Consider the following 17,694-nt stretch of genomic DNA (forward strand, 5'->3'; position numbering starts at 1 on the left):
TTCCTTTTATTGTTATGTTTTTAGTTTCTTACAATATCCTGCTTTAGATTCTTCATTTTCTATTTTGTAGTAACGCGATCAAGCTACTGGTGTCCCAACGGTTACCACCAAGCTCCTGAATTTCTTCATAAAAGCCATCAACCATCGTGGTCATTGGTAATTGCGCCTGATGTTTTTCTGCTTCACGAAAAGCAATCGCAAGATCCTTGCGCATCCAGTCGACCGCAAACCCAAATTCAAACTCACCGTTAACCATAGTTGCGGAGCGATTTTCCATTTGCCAAGAGCCCGCCGCACCTTTTGATATGGTTTCCACTAATTTTTCCGTATCAAGACCGGCACGAGAAGCAAAATTGAGCGCTTCCGATAGCCCCTGAACGATACCTGCAATACAGATTTGATTGGCCATTTTCGCTTTTTGACCATCACCAACCGGTCCCATCAGCTGACTAAAACGCGAATACGCTGCCATAACCGGCGAAACCTTGGCATATGTCTGGGGTTTGCCACCACACATCACCGTAAGCACGCCACTTTCGGCGCCAGCCTGACCGCCTGAAACCGGCGCATCAATAAAGCCATTTCCCTGTTTTTCACACAATGCTGCCAGCTTAGTAGCTAACTCTGCAGACGCGGTGGTGTGATCGACCAAAATGGCACCTGGCTTTAATCCTGCCAAAACCCCATCTTCCCCGTTACACACCGCAAGGACGTCATCATCATTACCCACACAGACAAATACGATATCGCAATTAATACTGGCCTGGCGAGGTGTTGGACAGGCACTTCCCTGATATTCTTTTGTCCATGAGTCAGCCTTTGCAGCGCTTCGGTTATACACATTCACCGAATAACCGGCCTTTGATAAATGACCGGCCATGGGATAACCCATCACCCCTAATCCAATAAATGCAACGTTACGTATCGTCATGGTATCTACCACTTCTTTTCACTTGATGATAAAAGGTGATAGTGTAAAGAAAATATCTGTCTAAAGGAATGCTATGTCAGCAATTTACGATTACTCGGTCACCAATAACAAAGGTGAAACCGTGCCAATGTTAAATTATCAAAATAAGGTGCTTTTGATTGTTAACACCGCCAGTGCTTGTGGATTTACTCCACAGTATCAGGGGTTACAAGTACTGTATAAAAAGTATCAGCAGCAGGGCTTTGAGGTGCTAGCGTTTCCCTGCAATCAATTTGGCAAACAAGAATCCGGCAGTGATGAAGAGATCAAAGGCTTTTGTGATTTAAATTTTAATATCGGCTTTGATTTGTTTTCGAAGGTTGATGTAAATGGTGACAATGCCGACCCGTTGTTCACCTATTTGAAAAATGAAGCGAAAGGTCTGTTGGGTTCAAAAGGGATCAAATGGAACTTTACCAAGTTCTTAGTCAACAAAGATGGCAAGGTGCTAAAACGTTATGGCAGCATGGTAAAGCCAGAACAAATCGAAGACGATATCAAACACGCTTTAGCGTAGGTGAATACCTCGTGATCAGACAAAAAGGGAAGCTCACTCGCTTCCCTTTTTCGTTCAAGGATCAGATAGTTGTCGAACGCAAAAACAGTTCATTTCAGCAAAGCTGAAACTCCACCCTCAAAACGTATTCTGTCTTGACTCCATCTATTTAGATTGTCATTACAAATTACACAAACAAGGTATCGTGAAGAGTTTGTACGATTTGCTCCCCTTCCCCTTCTGGAACCAGGAAGCACAAATTATTATCACTGGCACCATGACAAATCATCCGCACATTGGCATCAGGGATCGTATCAAACACCCGCGAACCAACGCCACGACTGCGCAACAACTCATTGCCGATGACCGCAACCAGAGACAGATTGTTTTCCACCTGGACATCACACAACTGTTCCAGCTCTTCAACCACTTTTTCGGTAATCACCGCCTGGGTAGAGCCCTGCGGGTTATCAAACGTTAGCGCCACACTGATTTCAGACGTGGTGATCAAATCAACACTTAGTTCGTGACTCGCCAGTATCGCAAACACCTTTGCCAGGAAGCCACTTGCATGTAACATCGCCGGGCTTTTAACCGTAACCAGAGTCTGCTGACGGCGCAATGCAATTGAACGGTAGGTCGGTTTCGACGCAACGGTTTCCATTATCCGCGTACCACCGGCTTCCGGTTCACGACTGGAACCAACAAACACGGGAATAGAACTGCGAATGGCTGGGATAAGGGTTGCAGGGTGGAGAATTTTAGCACCAAATGTCGCCATTTCCGCCGCTTCGCCAAAACTGATTTCACCGATTGCGTGAGCTCGCTTAGCGATACGCGGATCAGTAGTAAAAATACCGACAACATCGGTCCAAATTTGCAAATCATCGGCATTGATCGCTTCCGCCAGCAGCGCCGCGCTATAATCCGAACCACCTCGGCCTAGTGTTGTCGTATTACCCAAACCATCACGTCCAATAAAACCTTGCGTCACCGTCACCACATCTTGTAATTGTGGGCCCAATAAGGTTTGGCTATTGATTTGCAGAGCATCGGTATCGACAACCGCTTTACCATGCAAACTATTCGTGGCCATCACATCACGCACATCAAAATACGCACCCGCACAATTTCGTTGACGAAGAACGCGTGCAAACAAACGTGAACTCATTTGTTCACCACAAGATAAGATTGCATCGGCGGTTTTTGCAGTTTGCAGAGTATTTTGTTGACCTACCAATTCTGTCAGGTGCGCCAGAATTTCTTCAATTTCATTGCCGGCTTCTTGCTTTTCGTGAAGCTGGTTAATAATGGCATACTGAATATCAGAAATTTGTTGAATGATTTGTTGTTGTTCAATGCCTGAGAGCAATTGCTGTGACAATGTGACGAGATGATTGGTAACGCCAGCACTGGCGGAAACCACCACAACTCGAATGTCACTACGATTAATAATGATATTGGCGCAGCGTACCATAGCGTCAAAATCCGCTACACTTGTGCCACCAAACTTTGCGACGGTTAACATGATAGCAACCCCCCAAAATTCGGTTCACAAGTAAAAAATACTGGAGCCAGAGCAATGTTATTATTCATGGAAAATCTCCCTAATTAGCTAATACAGCAAGGAAGAGCATGACTGAGCAGAGAAAACGAATAGAATATGAGTTTACCTTTCAGCCAGAAGCCCTCCACCACAATGGTGACAGTTGCAAGGATTCAACCTTAACACCCGAGCAAGACAGTTCCATCACTGTCGTTGCCCTCGGCATTGCGCCCCCTCAATAATCGTCAAAGGATATGGTTCCTCAGATCATCTACCTGGCGAATGCGCCTCTTCTGGTTGTTTACAAGAACAAATGATATAAATCGGCCGTTTGGCGTTGTTTTGTAAATAACGAGCCTATTAAAACCGATATAAATCCCGATTGCAATAGACAGATAGACGTCTAAACAAAAAATTTAAAAATGATTGAGTATTCACAACATTTTTTCCATTCCTAGTCGATAAAATGGCAAAAACATGCGCAATTACATATAGTTTAATCAAATGAAATGGAAAGGAATAAAATGGATTTCTTTATACTAAAAAAAATTATTGCCGGTGTAATTATGCCGTTGCCCATAGTATTCATTTTATTATTTATCGGCATCGCGTTAATCAATAAGCGCCCTAAACTTGCCAAAAAATTTGCCATCGCCGCAACTTTGTTACTGGCGGTTATTTCATTTATGCCAATAGCGGACAAACTGTTGGTCTTGTACGAACAAGAGTATCCGGTTTTTAATAACCAATATGGAAAAATCGACAGTATCATTGTCCTCGGTTGCGGTCATACCGCTGACGAGCGATTAAAACCCTCCCAGGAATTAAAACATTGCGCATTACAACGTTTAACGGAGGGGATGAGAATACTGCGCGACCAACCACAAGCAACATTATTTACCACCGGCTACAACCCATACGATACGGTTTCAAATGCCGAAAAATTGAAGCAGGCAGCAATTGAACTTGGCCTGCCAGCAGATAAGATCGTAACGGTTTCTGATCCTAGAGATACCGCTGACGAAGCGGCCATGCTTGCGCCTCTGGTTAAAGGCACTAGCTTTGTACTGGTCACCAATGCCAATCATATGCCCCGGGCGATGCAGTATTTTATTGATCAAGGGGTCCAGCCGATCCCGGCCCCAACCGGCTTTTTAGTCAAAGATCCGGAAGGCACCAGTGTTTGGTTTAATCTGGTTCCAGACGCGGCCAATATCTCAAAAACAGAACGGGCATGGCATGAAACACTGGGACGCCTTTGGCAATGGCTTCGCAATTAGCATCGTAAGGTTTGGCTCTTTGCTTTACCTAGCATGTTGCTCCTAGCGTTGATTTTTATGTTACTCCCACTTTGCTACTGTGTAGCGCCACGCCTATGAAATCGACAACACTTCCCCAAAAAATTTCGTTAGTTAAAACCACCAATTATTAGTGTATATCACAATATTTACATGAGTTTGATAATTGAAAACTCACGGATCTCTCCTCAACCCCTTGTAATACCTCGAATAAAAATATTGGCACATAAGGTGCTATCTATTTTAAGTAATTCGCCTTAGTGAATATTTTACTCACTAATTACCAATAATCATTGAAATAGATTGCATCATGGACAGAAAAATAGAACGTAAGTCTTACTCTTGGCAAAAAGCCGCAATGGTGATCATTGCCATTGCCGCCGTCACCTTTGTTGGTCGGCTTTATTCGGCCCAACAATCCGGTAAATCTTTAGCCGTTAGCCCTCAAAACCTTACCATTTCATCGGTTGAGACCGGTATCTTCGAAGACTATATTCCGATTCGCAGCAAAGTCACACCATTAAAAACGGTGTATTTAGATGCCGTTGAAGGTGGTCGCGTTGAACAGGTACTCATTGAAGATGGCGCGCTGGTCGAGCCGGGTCAGGCGATCGTGAAACTATCCAATACCCAATTGCAACTCGATGTGATGCGCAATGAAGCCGCGGTAACGGAGCAACTGAATAATATGCGCAGCATCGAACTTTCTCTGGAGCAAAATAAACTCAGCCATAAGCGCAATCTTATTGAAATTAACTACCAGTTAAAACGACTCACCCGGCAGGTTGAGCGCGAGCGCATTGTTTACCAAAAAGGCAGTATTTCCGAAAGTGTGCTGAAAGAAAATGAAGATCTGCTGGAATATTATCAGCAACGAAAAGTTGTGACATTAGAGAGCCAAACCACCGATACCCGATTACAAGAGCAACAACTGGCGTTTTTACAGGAAACCGGTAAGCGCTTGAACGATAGTCTGCAATTTGCTCGCAAGAATATGGAAAACCTCAATATGGCCGCCCCGGTTGCAGGCAAGTTATCCGGGTTCGATATCGAAGTCGGTCAATCCATTGAACGGGGCGAACGAATCGGTCAAATTGACGATCCGGACAGCTTTAAATTACAAGCCTCGATTGACGAATTTTATCTTGAACGTATTGATCTTGGACAGACCGCGGTCATTACTCGCAACCGGAAAAACTACAAATTGCGCGTTTCTAAGATTTATCCGCAAGTAAACAACGGCCAATTTCGAATCGATTTAGTATTTAGCGAAAATCAACCTTCTGGCATTCGCCGTGGGCAAACATTGCAAACCAAATTAACGCTCGGAGATCCTGCCGAGGTTGCGTTGATCCCAAATGGTGCCTTCTATCAAGACAGCGGTGGCCATTGGGTGTTTGTGGTAAGCGAAGATGGCAGCAGTGCAATTCGCAGAAATGTTCGTTTAGGCAGAAGAAACAATCGATTTATTGAAGTCATTGAAGGTCTGGAAGTCAATGAAAAAGTTATTACTTCACCCTATGCAAGTTTTCTCGATATGGACAGGTTGAATCTCAAATCCTAAATCATGTCACTTAAAAATTAACAAGCTTTAAACCTTATCGCCGTAACAACAGAATTATTAAAAGGAACAACAACCATGATCACCATTGAAAACCTAAGTAAGCGATTCACGACCGAAGAAGTCGAAACCACCGCATTAAACAATATTAGCTTTGCGATAAAACCGGGTGAGTTTGTTGCCATTATGGGACCTTCAGGCTGTGGTAAATCAACCCTGCTAAACACTCTGGGCATGCTCGATAGTCCAAGCGAAGGTCACTATTTTTTTGATTCAGAAGATGTCGCAACATATGGCGAGAGTCAGTTAGCAAATATTCGTAAAAAGAACATCGGTTTCATTTTTCAAAGCTTTAATCTGATTGACGAGTTGAACGTTGCCGAGAATGTCGAACTTGCCCTGCTCTATCACAACATATCAAAAGTAGAACGCAAACAACGGGTTGCCGAAGTTCTGGATAAAGTCGGTATTTCTCATCGCAGCAACCATATGCCAAGCCAACTATCCGGTGGACAGCAACAACGCGTTGCAGTAGCACGCGCAGTGGTCGGTAAACAAAGCCTGATCCTGGCCGATGAACCAACCGGTAACCTAGACAGCGAACATGGACGAGAAGTCATGGAAATGCTCCAGCAACTCAATAAAGAAGGCACCACCATCATTATGGTGACTCACTCGCCAGAGCATGCGGAATACGCTGATCGCGTCATTAACCTGTTTGACGGTGAAATCGTTGTTCAGGATTTGCGGGCAGTATCTTAAGTTACGGACGTTAGCAATAGAATTACAGGAAGAATACTATGTTATTGACAAATTATTTTCAGACTGGCTGGCGTAACCTGCTAAAAAACAAATTATTTTCAATGATAAACATCATTGGTTTAGCCATAGGACTTGCCGCCTGTGCTTTGATCATGATGTTTGTAAAACACGAAACCAGTTTTGATAATTTCTGGAACAATGCCGATCGCATTCATCGCTCGCATATTACATTTGCCATACCTGGGCGGGATCCTATGCATGCATCCAGCGCCCCTGGGCCACTGATACATGCCTTGAAAAAAGACTTTCCGCAGGTTGAGTATGCCTCTCGTATTGGTGGTTGGGGACCGACCATCGATCACAACGGACAAGTATTTGTTGAGCAAATTAAGTTGGTTGATGCCGATTTTGCAAAAATGTTCAGTGTTGATGTGCTCAAAGGCGACCTTGAATTGGCGTTACAGGACAATTCATCCATTGTTCTTAATGAAAGTCTGGCGAAAAAGTACTTTGGTGAACAAGACCCATTAGGACAAGTGCTCTCCCTGGACTTTAACTTCTTTAAAAAGGACTATAAAGTCGCGGCAATTATTGCCGATATTCCGGGCAACAGCCAAATTGATTTGCCGGCGCTAATTGTCATTGACGAGAACACCTGGAAAGAACAAAATTATATGTTCCATGCGTGGTTTTCGGTAAATTCGCAATTATTTTTTACCACTCACCGTGCCGAAGATCTGCTTGAGATCAATCGTCAGTTTGATGAATTTGCCAATCGAAATTTTCCGCAAATGCCGATCGGTGGCGACGATGCAAAGGCCTCAGACTTTATTAAATTGTCAGCGATGAATATTCAGGACTTACACCTGAACGCCATTGGCTTTGGTGAAATGCGTCCTCAGGGCAGTAAAACCACAGTTATTACCTTTTCAGCAATCGCCGTGTTGATATTGCTAATTGCCTGCATCAACTTTATGAACTTATCAACCGCCCATGCTGCGAAACGCGCGAAAGAGGTATCTCTGCGTAAAGTGTTAGGTGCGACTCGTACCAATCTGGTTACCCAGTTTTTAGGCGAATCGATATTAATGACACTGATTTCAGTCCTGCTCGCATTTATTATGGTTGAGTTAGCATTACCTTTTTACAACGACACCCTGAATCAAGAATTGGTAGTAAGTTACGACATCAATACCATCGCGACCTTGCTGCTATTAGCAACCGGTGTCGGTTTACTAAGCGGCATGTATCCTGCGGTAATTTTGTCCGGCTTTCGCCCGGCAACAGTGCTTAAGGCCAATAAATCAGCCGAAACTGGGGCATCATTAAAACTCAGAGCTGCACTGGTTATCTTTCAGTTTGCCGTATCGATAGGTCTGTTTGTAGCAACCAGTGTTGTATACAGTCAGATGCAATACGCCAAACAAATGGATGCTGGGTTTAACAAAGATAATATGATGGTTATTAACCGGGTAAGCCGTGAGGAAGCGAGTAATAAGCGCGAGTTGTTGTTACAGGAAATTGGTAAACACCCACAGGTTACTGCAATCACCTATTCGAATGAAACGCCTGGCAATACCAACGAAAACAATACTTCGATGCGTACGCCAGATATGTCAGAAGAAGATGCATTGATCATGGGACAAAGAGCCGTAGGTTATGGTTTTTTCGAGGCGTATGAAATCAATCTAATTGCGGGTCGTGGCTATGATAAAACACGCAGTGACATATCGCCAACCGATGAACAATTGCGAGCAGGAGAGAAATTCCCCGGCAGTATCGTGATTAACGAATCGGCGCTCAGACGTTTTGGCTTTACCGATGCAAAAAGCGCTTTAGGCCAAACCTTAATTACTGGTCGCGGTGATCCAGGCGAAGACATGTTCGTTGAGCTTTTGATTATCGGCGTGGTAGAAGATGTGCATTTTAATAGTTTGCACGCCACCATTCGCCCTGAAGTCTACCCATTATCCGCAGAATTCGCCAATAGCATCAGTGTGCGCTTTACCGGTGCTCCGGAGCAACTGGTTAAAGATGTAGAAAATTTATGGCGTCAGGAAGTTCCGGGTATCCCCTTCTCCCACAGTTTTGTCGAAGATAATATCGCCGAACTTTATCAGGCCGAGCAAGGTCAGGCAACGATGTTTGCGGTATTCTCAAGCCTTGCGATCCTGGTGGCATCTTTGGGGCTATTCGGTTTGGCTAGTTTTACCGCCGATCGACGCACTAAAGAAATTGGTGTACGCAAAGTTATGGGGGCCGGTGTGTTTGATATTGTCAAAATGCTGATGTGGCAATTCACTAAGCCTGTAATGATCGCAAGTTTAATCGCCTGGCCTGTCGCATTTTATTTTATGAATGATTGGTTGCAAGCCTTTGTCTATCGTATTGATACGAGTGTGATTATCGGTTTGTCAATTGTTGCAGCCTTGTTCGCGCTTTGCATCGCCTGGGTTACCGTTGCCAGCAATTCCATCCGGGTTGCGCGTGCCAACCCGATTAAAGCCCTGCGCTACGAATAATAATATCGGGGTCAGCCGAGGGATTTAGTGCTGACCCCATTTTAATTCATCTTAGCCGTGTCTTTGCGTGTCAATTCGCTATCATTCACAGTACAATCAGACATCGCCCTTCCCCCAACAAACAGAAAAATATCACAAGTATTTTCCAAAAATATCCACATAGGTAGACGAGAAAATACTAACGAGTTTGCTGTTCTATGGCATAAATATCATCATCAATGGATTGAACTCGCGTTTCAAAAATCGCTCTGGCATCATGCAAGCCGCGATTGTAATAATACGCGCCGATTTCTTTGGAAAAAAAGTCTAACAGAAATTCAGCGTCAAACTGCTCCAAATCTTGCTCTAGTTCATTCTCAAAATACGATTGTAACTTAGCTACCATCAATGCTTTTTCATGGTTTGTGAATGAAATTTCTGACATTTTTAAAATCAACCTTTAGTTATATTGTGGCCTTAATGAGGCAATGAAATTCGTGGATGACAAGGTTAGGCAAAACGACAAGCGGTTAATTTACCGGTTAGAATAACTTACCGTGTGTTTATACAAAATTGCATTTTATGTTTTGTTTGAAAACGCACAATTTTTGATCTAAATACGCAATGCTATCGTACTTGTTAAACCATCCGCCTTAATTCGCTGAGGACATTATGAAGACTCTTGCACTTAGAATCTATGACACTTACGAATACGTTTTTAACTCGGATAAAAGCCCATTGCGACACATTCCCGATCCTGTCAGTCGCTTCTATATCATGACTATTTTAGCGGCAATGTGGAGTTTCACTATCGCTGTTTATCTTGGCAATATCATTTATTTTGGTATCAGCCTTGCCGCTCACTCCATCGTGCTTCTGATGTTTTTCTTCACAATGGCTGTTTTTTACGATGCGAAAAGAAACCAGTCTTCATGGCTGATTAACTTGCGTCGACAAAAATGAGCGCTACGCTATTCTGGTTCTCGCCTGACATTAAAGCGTGAATGTTTATTGGATTGATTATTGTATTGTTTTTGTTAAATTTATTGATAAATTGACGAGTGAATTGTTTGAACAATTGCTTGATGTTTTGTTTGTCGCTAACTCGGCAACATTGGCAACTCGACATAATATTTAGAAAAAACAACAATCAAAAAAAAGAGCTCCAGGTTACCAACTGCGAGCTCTTTGATGGTTTTCAGGCTGACTCAACAACTTCCGTTAAGCCGCACGAATACAGCCTTAGCGTTAATGTCTTAGTTTTGTCTTAGTTTTGTCTTAGTTTTGTCTCAATTTTGTCTTAGTTTTGTCTTAGTTTAATCATCATTCGATATAGAAAAATCTAAGACCTTAGCTTTCGGTTTAACAATAGCCATGGGTATTACATAAACAATGGTTTTACCCGCGCTAACAAAGGCTCTTGCTCCGTAGTCAGAGGTCCACACGATAGCCACTGGTACAGCTTTTCATTTAGATTCACTTCCGCTCCACTGAGTTTGTCACTCAACATAGAAACCTGCAGCGCCTGGCGTAAATGTGCCTCCTCTTTAGGAGATTCTACCTGAGCGATAATTTCCATTTCCAGGGTTAATTTATTCCGTTCATCCTGATGCAACTCGCCTTTAAACGCCGAGTTCAGAGCCCGTTGATTGGCCTTATTCAGCTCTTGATACGTCGGTTCATCTTGAATCGCCTGTGGATCACAGTCCTCAGTACTCATGCTTTGAAATAGATTGAACAGATTATCATACTGTCGCTGTTGATTCTGTTTGCGCAACCATTGTTCTCGCTTACCGATCCTTTCTTCTAACAGCCCGACTTTACGACTTAAACTAAGGTTGTTTTTGTCCGAATTAACGCCATCATGGCGATGGTTTTTAATTTCAGCAACAAGGGCATTAACCCCGGATTTTAGTGCATGCAGAGATTTTGCGTCTGCTTTTTCTATGTCATGCGATAATGCTTTAAAACGAGTTTCCCACTCACTCTGTAATTTGGCAATTTGCGCGTTATTATCCTTAATCTCTTCATCTCTTTTTGCAAACGCCGAATCGTTAATGGCACGAAATTGTAGCCACAATTGATTGTCTTGCGGTGCACCTGCAAAGCCAATGGCACGCCACTGTTTCTGTAACTTTTTAAGCACCTGAGTGGCGCGATTAAAATCGTTTGTCGCAAGGATTTGTTCTGCTTCACTAATCAACGCCTGCTTAGCTACGGCATTTTCTTGTTGATAAAGCCTTATTTGAGCTTTAATCGGATCGACGACGTTGTGATAGCTTTGCTGTAACGATTGATATTGTGTTCGTTCAACTTCACCCGCTTGTTTCCATCGGCTCATAAGCTGATTTAGCTGAGTATTTAGCACATTCAACGATTTCCCCTGAGCATGCTGAAGCTTTTCAGCAAGCTCTGCAAACTCGCCAAGTAATGCTTGCTTGGTCGCTAAGTTAGTTGCTCTAATTTCAGACTGTTGTGCATAGTAGCTTCTGCATGGCGCAAATGCCTGTTCGCACAAACGATTGAATGTTTGGTTTAGCTGCCCTTCCTGTTCACCCTCGGCTTTTCCTAGCGCCAACCAGCGTTGACGAAATTGTTTAACGTGCGCCGCTTGTGCGTTAAGATCTACCAATGGAGACTCGACTAATTGTTGGAGTTGCGCCAAAACTTCCTGCTTTCTTGGCACCACGACAAACGATTCGAGGGCTTTAAGTTCTTCTACCCGTGCCTGAACTTTTTGCAGGTCATCAGGGTTAAACGTTTGTTCCGCACCAGAGAAATCACCTAAGGCCGTTTGAATTTTTCGATACACAGCCATAGCCGCACGATATCTTCCGGCGTTATCCAACCGTTCAAACTCAGCGAAGCGTTGTTTAAACCAATGCTGTTGCTCTCGCTTTTTCAGGCGTAATGGTTTTAATGACGATTGCCATTGGCGGTTCAATGCACGTGCAGCTTCATTGATGGACTGTGGTAACCAATTTTCGATATTCTCGGTACATAGACGCCATTGCTCGCGCCATAGTTTAAACGTCAGTTCCGCGGGTTCTAAGTCAGCTTGGCTATCAGGCAACTTGTGCTCTGACAATTGCGAAATTAAACGAGTTGCACAGACGATTTGCTCTCTGATTGTCTCTGCCTGAGTCAATAAGTTGTCTGCCCGTTGCAGCGCAATGGTTACTTGCTTTTGAGAATCGTTTGGAACTTGTATTAGCGCCATAAGTTGTTCTATCTCAGATACAACGACACGCACCTGTTCAAGAGGCGCATCTTCGCTAATCACCCTATTTTGTGTCTCTGCTAACGTAGTAAGTAAACCTTTAAGTTCAACCTGCTGCTGGTTGAGTTGTTGCTGGTGTAGCCGTTGCATTTTGTGATGCGCCAACCGCTCGTGCATTTTCGCAAGATGCTCGGACAGTTTAGATTCAATCAAACTGTGCTTTTGAATCAGTAGTTGTTGTTCCTCAGCAGATAGCAACGATAGCTGTTCTATCAACTGTTGCCATTCAACGCTCATTCGTTGATGTTGCTCGATAACAATTTCAGCTTGTTGTTGATCACGTAAAGCCAGTAATTTAGACAGCACTAATTGCGCATTCTTTTTGATTTTACCCGGTCGCTCTCGTAATTTAGCTAACCCATCCATTTTTTCAATAACGGCTTCTTTTGCTGTTTCATCTATGACATGTTTGGCTAATTTAGCCAACGACTTTTGTTCATTGACTTTATCGATAATGACGCATTGAACCGCGGCAAATGAAGTTTGTTGAAATAACGCATGCAATGTTGGCAGATGATCAGTTATGGCGGCATAATCTAATTCAAACGATTCGTTGGGTTGCACTTGAAACCATTGCAACAAAAATTGCGAGCAGCCTTTTTGTTCCCGGATCCTTTGATAATAACTTTGCTGTTGGCTCAATTCAAAATCATGTTCTGGGTGAATTAAAAACGATTCAATACGACGTTGTGCAAAGTCTACTAACGCTTGAGGATACTGCGCTGAGTCAATGGCAAGCAACGTTGAGGGTGACTCTAATGCCAGTAGCGCCTGTTTACGAACCCGCAGATCAGGATCTGTCGCTAATAGCTCTGACAAAATGGATTTTGTATCCCCTTGCCCGGCAAGTTCCTTAATTGCTTCAACACGAATACTCGCATCCTGATGTTGCCACTTCGCTTTACGCCATTTTTTAAAAATCATAAGTCTTTAAATCGAGCGATATCATCGCCTGGTTTTTGTTCCTGTTTTGGGTTTTGTGAACGAGATTGCTGTGCGCCTTTCGCAAGGTCCGCACGCAATTCACGTTTGCTCTTGTGAATCAATTCACCATCGGAGCCAACGGTCATCATCTCGTCGCTGTTTAAATGTCGAGCCTGATACGCCATCGTAATTTGCAGTGCCGATTGACGTGTAGCGTCATCGACCAATGTACCCTCAGGCCATCTTCCGGTTTCCGCCGCAGTTTTCATCCGCTCATACATTTCTTTCGACATTGAGTCGACAATTTCAATTAAATTCATGCTTACTTTCGTTTTATAATCATCATTCGTACCCGATTAACCAGATACCATACAAAGCCGATCACCGCAGAACCCGTGGCTAGATTGTGTTGAATCGATCCGGGTTCTGGTTCACCCCAGAACATTGAACCTATCCCGGCACAAAATAACAACATCGCAATCATTGATTGAGTCATTAATTTTTGCGATCGTTCAATCTTCTTCATGCGCTCTACATTCAAGCGTTGCTCTGAATCCATATCACCAAGTTCGATTTGGCAATGTTCACACAACTTCGCCAAGGAAGAAATTTTCTTAGAACAATTTGGGCAATTCACTAAAGCCATAGACACCTCTTTAATTTGAAATTGCATTTTACAAAAAAAAACACCCATTGCGGGTGTTTTTTTCATGAAATTATAAATTATTTTTTCAGCTTGTCTTCCCAAAGCTTGGCGTTTTTAATGCCAAGTGATTCTGGGTCAAACGTATACTCTTTTACTTTCTGTTTTTGCTGACGTTCGTAATCTTTCAACGCCTTGATCGCCGGGCGACCCGCTAAGAAAATAATCAAGATACCTACAATGTTCAACCAGGCCATCAAACCGACACCAATATCACCTAATGTCCATACGATACCGGCTTCACGTAAACAACCAAATAAGGTTGCTGCCATGATCATTACTTTCAGCACAAACGTAAGGCCTGGAATATGCACATGACGATTAATATAAGTCACATTATTCTCAGCGATAAAGTAATACGCCAAAATCGTCGTAAAGGCGAAGAAAAACAATGAAAGTGCCACAAATGGACTACCAGCACCGGCAAACACCGAATCAAGAGCCATCTGGGTAAACATTGGGCTGTTTGGATCGACATTGGCAATGTTTTGCTGGATCATCGCCGCTCCTTCACCAACCACGTTATATTGACCCGTGATCAAGATAACGAATGCCGTTGCGGTACAAACAAATAATGTATCCACATAAACAGAGAATGCCTGAACCAACCCCTGCTGGGCTGGATGTTGTACTTCTGCCGCTGCTGCCGCATGTGGGCCTGTGCCCTGACCTGCTTCGTTGGAATAAACACCACGTTTAACACCCCAACCTATCGCCGCACCAATACCAGCCATCGGTGTAAACGCATCGGATAGGATCAGCATCACAATACCGGGTAATTCGGTAATGTTAAGGGCAATGATAACGAGCGCAATAATGATGTAAGCAAGCGCCATAAACGGAACGACCAGTTCGGTGAAACGAGCGATACGCTTAATACCACCAAAAATGATAAAACCAAGAACTAACACAACTGCAGTCGCGGTATACAATTTGGTTGAACTAAATGTACCCATGGCAGTTTCTACCATGTTACCAGCGCCCACAGCCTGCTCAACCGCAGCACCAATCGCATTGGATTGTACGGTCGGAAGCAATAAACCTGTAGCCAGGATCGTTGCAATGGCAAATATCCATGCATACCATTTTTGCCCTAAGGCTTTTTCAATGTAATACGCTGGACCACCACGGTACAAACCTTCATTTTCTTCTTTGTAGATTTGCGCCAATGTCGATTCGATATAGGCCGTTGCAGCACCAAAAAATGCCACAACCCACATCCAGAAAACGGCACCTGGGCCACCAAAACCAATTGCCGCTGCAACACCGGCAATATTACCGGTGCCTACACGACCAGAAAGCGAAACGGCTAATGCCTGAAAGGAAGAAATCCCTTTATCAGAGCTTTTTCCGGATAAAAGCAGACGCCACATTTCGCGAAAGTGACGAACTTGAGCAAAGCGTGTGAAAAAGGAATAGAACAAACCTGCGCCAAGGCACAGATAAATTAATGCCGGGCTCCAGATGATCCCGTTAAGAGTGTTTACAAATTCAAGCACAATGACCCCTGAATAGATTTTATTATTATAAAGAAGCCAGCAGTTGCTGGCTTAAAACGCAATGATTCACTTCAATAGGTCGAACGCTAGGGTAATTCAACCTACGAATTTGACCTTATCTTAAATCATCTACTACGTGATAGATAGCCGTTAATGTATCTTTGCCCAGGATGGCAGAGCGCGCATCTGACCAGCCAAAAATCAAATCCGGTAATAACTCATTATCTTTAAACGGCATCTCTACCGTAAAGGCCAGACATTTAAAATGGTTGCCAACCCAACTTGAACCAACGGTTAGATTTGCCTTACCGGGTTCGTCTTTGGGGTAGCCTTTTTCATCCTGAAATTCTGGAGTGATTGTACAAAGCAGCTCTTTAAACTTGTCTTCCAAAGCTTTATGACGCGCATCGTAGTTTGGTACACCCTCGCAACCGGCAACAAAGTTAACCGGCAATGCCTCGTCACCATGAATATCCAAATGCAAATCTACGCCAGTTTGCTGCATTTTTTCTCTTACCAGATATACTTCCGGACTTCTTTCCATGCTTGGCTCTTGCCATTCACGATTCAGATTGACGCCAATCGCATTGGTACGAAGATGACCTCGCACACTGCCATCAGGATTCATGTTCGGAACAAGATAAAATACCGCGTTTTGCAACAGTGCATTGGCAACACCATCGTCGAAATCGAGAAGGCGTTCGATAAAACCTTCCATAAACCATTCTGCCATGGTTTCCCCTGGATGCTGACGAGCAGTGATCCAGATATTGGCTTTCCCTTCACCCGGCTCACCAACAGTTAAAAGACTCATATCACGGCCATCGAGCGTCTGACCAAGTACGCTTAAATCGCACATATCAGTATCCTGGGCTTGGTGAAGCAAGTCCTGATGGCGCTCGTAGCTATAAGGAGCAAAATACGCAAAATACACTGACGCGTGTTCGAGGTGATGTTTAATGATCAGATTTTGACCATCAAATTCGGTTTCCACTCGAAACCAGGTTTCGCGATCGTAAGATGCTACAGCTTGATAATCTTTCCAACCTTCTACATAGGCGGATTGACCGGCATTGGTAATGGCCATTACATGCTCGCCCAAATTGGGATTGTGAAGCTTAAAATGGAACCATTGATAAAACTCAGATTGGTTATCTTTGACAATTTCCAGCTTTATATTGGTCGGGCTAGATGCGTCATTGACACGAATGTTACCACTGTCAAATGCACAGCTTATTTGAATGGTTGATGGATTACTGTTGGTCATGGTCTTTATCCAAACTCAGAATGATTCTGTTGAGTTTACACAAAGGATTAAATTAACTGAAGTTGTTCACCGTGAAAATTGAATGCTTTAACGGATCTGCAAAGAATATACGGCAATTGCAGGGCAAACTTAGTGCAAATTTAGTGCAAATATTTACCCTATTCACATTATAAGGTTCTTAATATTAACCCAAGCTCAGTGGAGTATCCCATCGAACGATGCACTACCTGCTGATTTTGATCCAGAACATAATAACTTGGATAAGCAGAAACCTGATACGCTTGTTTAAGGGCTTCGTTTCCAAGTAATATCGGCATCGTGAGATCTAGGCCGGCAACAAACTCTTCTACTTCCAGTGGTTCGACAAAATCTAATGCAATGGCATACACTTGCACCTGCTCTCCTGGATGGCTCTCATATAGTGCCTGAAGATTACCAATGCTGTATTTACAAACGGAGCACCATGGCGCGAAAAAATACAACACAGTTTTCTCAGTGCCCATCGCGTCATTTAGATTTATGATTTTTGAATTAACGGACGTTAAATGAAAGTCCGGCGCTTCTTGCTTTTGCCAGCTTGACAACATACCACTTTCGCGAAGCGCCGAAACCCCATTAAAAACAATGACGATTATCAACGCTTGTAATAGTAAACTTTTAATAATTTGAATAAATGTAGACATTATATTTCGAGTGTTAATCCTGAACGTTTAGTAAGACCGAATTCGATGACGCACTATTTCACAAATCATTGCAACCCTCAACAAAAGTACCAAACCACAATCATTGCCACAAATATCACCGGTATGTTTAAGGAACTCATCGTTTGCTAACGAATCTACTCGCCTGCCCCAAAAAAAAGCTAAAAAAAAGAAAAAAAAACGGGA

At 43.3% G+C, this 17,694-nt stretch carries 15 protein-coding genes and 1 riboswitch; of the genes, 6 read left to right on the plus strand and 9 right to left on the minus strand.

Annotated features, from left to right (window positions below):
• Window positions 1-52: 52 nt before the first annotated feature.
• Entirely contained in the window at window positions 53-931 is an 879-nt protein-coding gene (locus tag FE810_RS05985) for an NAD(P)-dependent oxidoreductase (RefSeq protein ID WP_138319125.1), read from the minus strand.
• A gap of 73 nt (window positions 932-1,004) precedes the next feature.
• On the opposite strand from FE810_RS05985, the gene FE810_RS05990 reads away from it, so the two are divergent.
• Complete coding sequence (locus FE810_RS05990; RefSeq protein WP_138319126.1) at window positions 1,005-1,487, plus strand: glutathione peroxidase; 483 nt, start codon at window positions 1,005-1,007, stop codon at window positions 1,485-1,487.
• Window positions 1,488-1,653: 166 nt separating this feature from the next.
• Here FE810_RS05990 and lysC read toward each other — a convergent pair whose 3' ends face one another.
• Window positions 1,654-2,997, minus strand: a complete 1,344-nt coding sequence (lysC, locus tag FE810_RS05995) for a lysine-sensitive aspartokinase 3 (protein ID WP_138319127.1) — start codon at window positions 2,995-2,997, stop codon at window positions 1,654-1,656.
• Between the two features lie 145 nt (window positions 2,998-3,142).
• A riboswitch (Lysine riboswitch) is annotated at window positions 3,143-3,313 on the minus strand.
• Window positions 3,314-3,536: 223 nt separating this feature from the next.
• Between lysC and elyC the strand changes: the two genes are divergently transcribed.
• From elyC to FE810_RS06015, 4 genes are all read left to right on the plus strand, one after another.
• Window positions 3,537-4,292 (plus strand): envelope biogenesis factor ElyC, encoded by a 756-nt coding sequence (gene elyC / locus FE810_RS06000; protein WP_171022275.1) that lies wholly within the window; start codon window positions 3,537-3,539, stop codon window positions 4,290-4,292.
• A gap of 328 nt (window positions 4,293-4,620) precedes the next feature.
• Window positions 4,621-5,874 carry an efflux RND transporter periplasmic adaptor subunit gene (locus FE810_RS06005; protein WP_138319129.1) on the plus strand — a complete coding sequence of 418 codons (1,254 nt, stop codon included), beginning with the start codon at window positions 4,621-4,623 and terminating at the stop codon, window positions 5,872-5,874.
• Window positions 5,875-5,949: 75 nt separating this feature from the next.
• A complete protein-coding gene (locus tag FE810_RS06010; protein WP_138319130.1) occupies window positions 5,950-6,633 on the plus strand; it encodes an ABC transporter ATP-binding protein in 684 nt (227 codons plus the stop codon).
• A gap of 38 nt (window positions 6,634-6,671) precedes the next feature.
• Window positions 6,672-9,155, plus strand: a complete 2,484-nt coding sequence (locus FE810_RS06015; RefSeq protein WP_138319131.1) for an ABC transporter permease — start codon at window positions 6,672-6,674, stop codon at window positions 9,153-9,155.
• A gap of 178 nt (window positions 9,156-9,333) precedes the next feature.
• Here FE810_RS06015 and FE810_RS06020 read toward each other — a convergent pair whose 3' ends face one another.
• Complete coding sequence (locus FE810_RS06020) at window positions 9,334-9,579, minus strand: DUF2164 domain-containing protein (RefSeq protein ID WP_138319132.1); 246 nt, start codon at window positions 9,577-9,579, stop codon at window positions 9,334-9,336.
• A 227-nt stretch (window positions 9,580-9,806) separates the two neighbouring features.
• Between FE810_RS06020 and FE810_RS06025 the strand changes: the two genes are divergently transcribed.
• Complete coding sequence (locus FE810_RS06025; RefSeq protein WP_138319133.1) at window positions 9,807-10,097, plus strand: hypothetical protein; 291 nt, start codon at window positions 9,807-9,809, stop codon at window positions 10,095-10,097.
• 418 nt (window positions 10,098-10,515) lie between these two features.
• Here the strand turns inward: FE810_RS06025 and FE810_RS06030 are convergent, their stop codons facing one another.
• From FE810_RS06030 to FE810_RS06055, 6 genes are all read right to left on the minus strand, one after another.
• Entirely contained in the window at window positions 10,516-13,338 is a 2,823-nt protein-coding gene (locus FE810_RS06030) for a DUF349 domain-containing protein (RefSeq protein WP_138319134.1), read from the minus strand.
• On the minus strand, window positions 13,335-13,658 hold the full coding sequence (locus FE810_RS06035; RefSeq protein WP_138319135.1) for a YeaC family protein: 324 nt from the start codon (window positions 13,656-13,658) through the stop codon (window positions 13,335-13,337). Before FE810_RS06035 ends, FE810_RS06030 begins: the two co-directional genes overlap by 4 nt.
• Before the next feature lie 2 nt (window positions 13,659-13,660).
• The gene (locus FE810_RS06040; protein ID WP_138319136.1) at window positions 13,661-13,984 is read right to left on the minus strand and encodes a hypothetical protein; all 324 of its coding nucleotides are present in this window, start codon (window positions 13,982-13,984) and stop codon (window positions 13,661-13,663) included.
• Window positions 13,985-14,061: 77 nt separating this feature from the next.
• Window positions 14,062-15,540: an alanine/glycine:cation symporter family protein gene (locus tag FE810_RS06045; RefSeq protein WP_138319137.1), complete on the minus strand. Its 1,479-nt coding sequence runs from the start codon at window positions 15,538-15,540 to the stop codon at window positions 14,062-14,064.
• Between the two features lie 115 nt (window positions 15,541-15,655).
• On the minus strand, window positions 15,656-16,783 hold the full coding sequence (locus FE810_RS06050; RefSeq protein ID WP_138319305.1) for a M14 family metallopeptidase: 1,128 nt from the start codon (window positions 16,781-16,783) through the stop codon (window positions 15,656-15,658).
• A gap of 191 nt (window positions 16,784-16,974) precedes the next feature.
• The gene (locus FE810_RS06055) at window positions 16,975-17,490 is read right to left on the minus strand and encodes a peroxiredoxin family protein (RefSeq protein ID WP_138319138.1); all 516 of its coding nucleotides are present in this window, start codon (window positions 17,488-17,490) and stop codon (window positions 16,975-16,977) included.
• Window positions 17,491-17,694: the final 204 nt, after the last annotated feature.

The sequence above is a fragment of the Thalassotalea litorea genome (assembly GCF_005843925.1).
Lineage (GTDB): Bacteria > Pseudomonadota > Gammaproteobacteria > Enterobacterales > Alteromonadaceae > Thalassotalea_A > Thalassotalea_A litorea_A.

What these genes read in the sequence shown, in the direction of transcription:
- FE810_RS05985 (WP_138319125.1), bottom strand. Translation starts at nt 931, where the DNA reads ATGACGATACGTAACGTTGCATTTATTGGATTAGGGGTGATGGGTTAT.
- FE810_RS05990 (WP_138319126.1), top strand. Translation starts at nt 1,005, where the DNA reads ATGTCAGCAATTTACGATTACTCGGTCACCAATAACAAAGGTGAAACC.
- elyC (WP_171022275.1), top strand. Translation starts at nt 3,537, where the DNA reads ATGGATTTCTTTATACTAAAAAAAATTATTGCCGGTGTAATTATGCCG.
- FE810_RS06005 (WP_138319129.1), top strand. Translation starts at nt 4,621, where the DNA reads ATGGACAGAAAAATAGAACGTAAGTCTTACTCTTGGCAAAAAGCCGCA.
- FE810_RS06010 (WP_138319130.1), top strand. Translation starts at nt 5,950, where the DNA reads ATGATCACCATTGAAAACCTAAGTAAGCGATTCACGACCGAAGAAGTC.
- FE810_RS06015 (WP_138319131.1), top strand. Translation starts at nt 6,672, where the DNA reads ATGTTATTGACAAATTATTTTCAGACTGGCTGGCGTAACCTGCTAAAA.
- FE810_RS06020 (WP_138319132.1), bottom strand. Translation starts at nt 9,579, where the DNA reads ATGTCAGAAATTTCATTCACAAACCATGAAAAAGCATTGATGGTAGCT.
- FE810_RS06025 (WP_138319133.1), top strand. Translation starts at nt 9,807, where the DNA reads ATGAAGACTCTTGCACTTAGAATCTATGACACTTACGAATACGTTTTT.
- FE810_RS06030 (WP_138319134.1), bottom strand. Translation starts at nt 13,338, where the DNA reads ATGATTTTTAAAAAATGGCGTAAAGCGAAGTGGCAACATCAGGATGCG.
- FE810_RS06035 (WP_138319135.1), bottom strand. Translation starts at nt 13,658, where the DNA reads ATGAATTTAATTGAAATTGTCGACTCAATGTCGAAAGAAATGTATGAG.
- FE810_RS06040 (WP_138319136.1), bottom strand. Translation starts at nt 13,984, where the DNA reads ATGGCTTTAGTGAATTGCCCAAATTGTTCTAAGAAAATTTCTTCCTTG.
- FE810_RS06055 (WP_138319138.1), bottom strand. Translation starts at nt 17,490, where the DNA reads ATGTCTACATTTATTCAAATTATTAAAAGTTTACTATTACAAGCGTTG.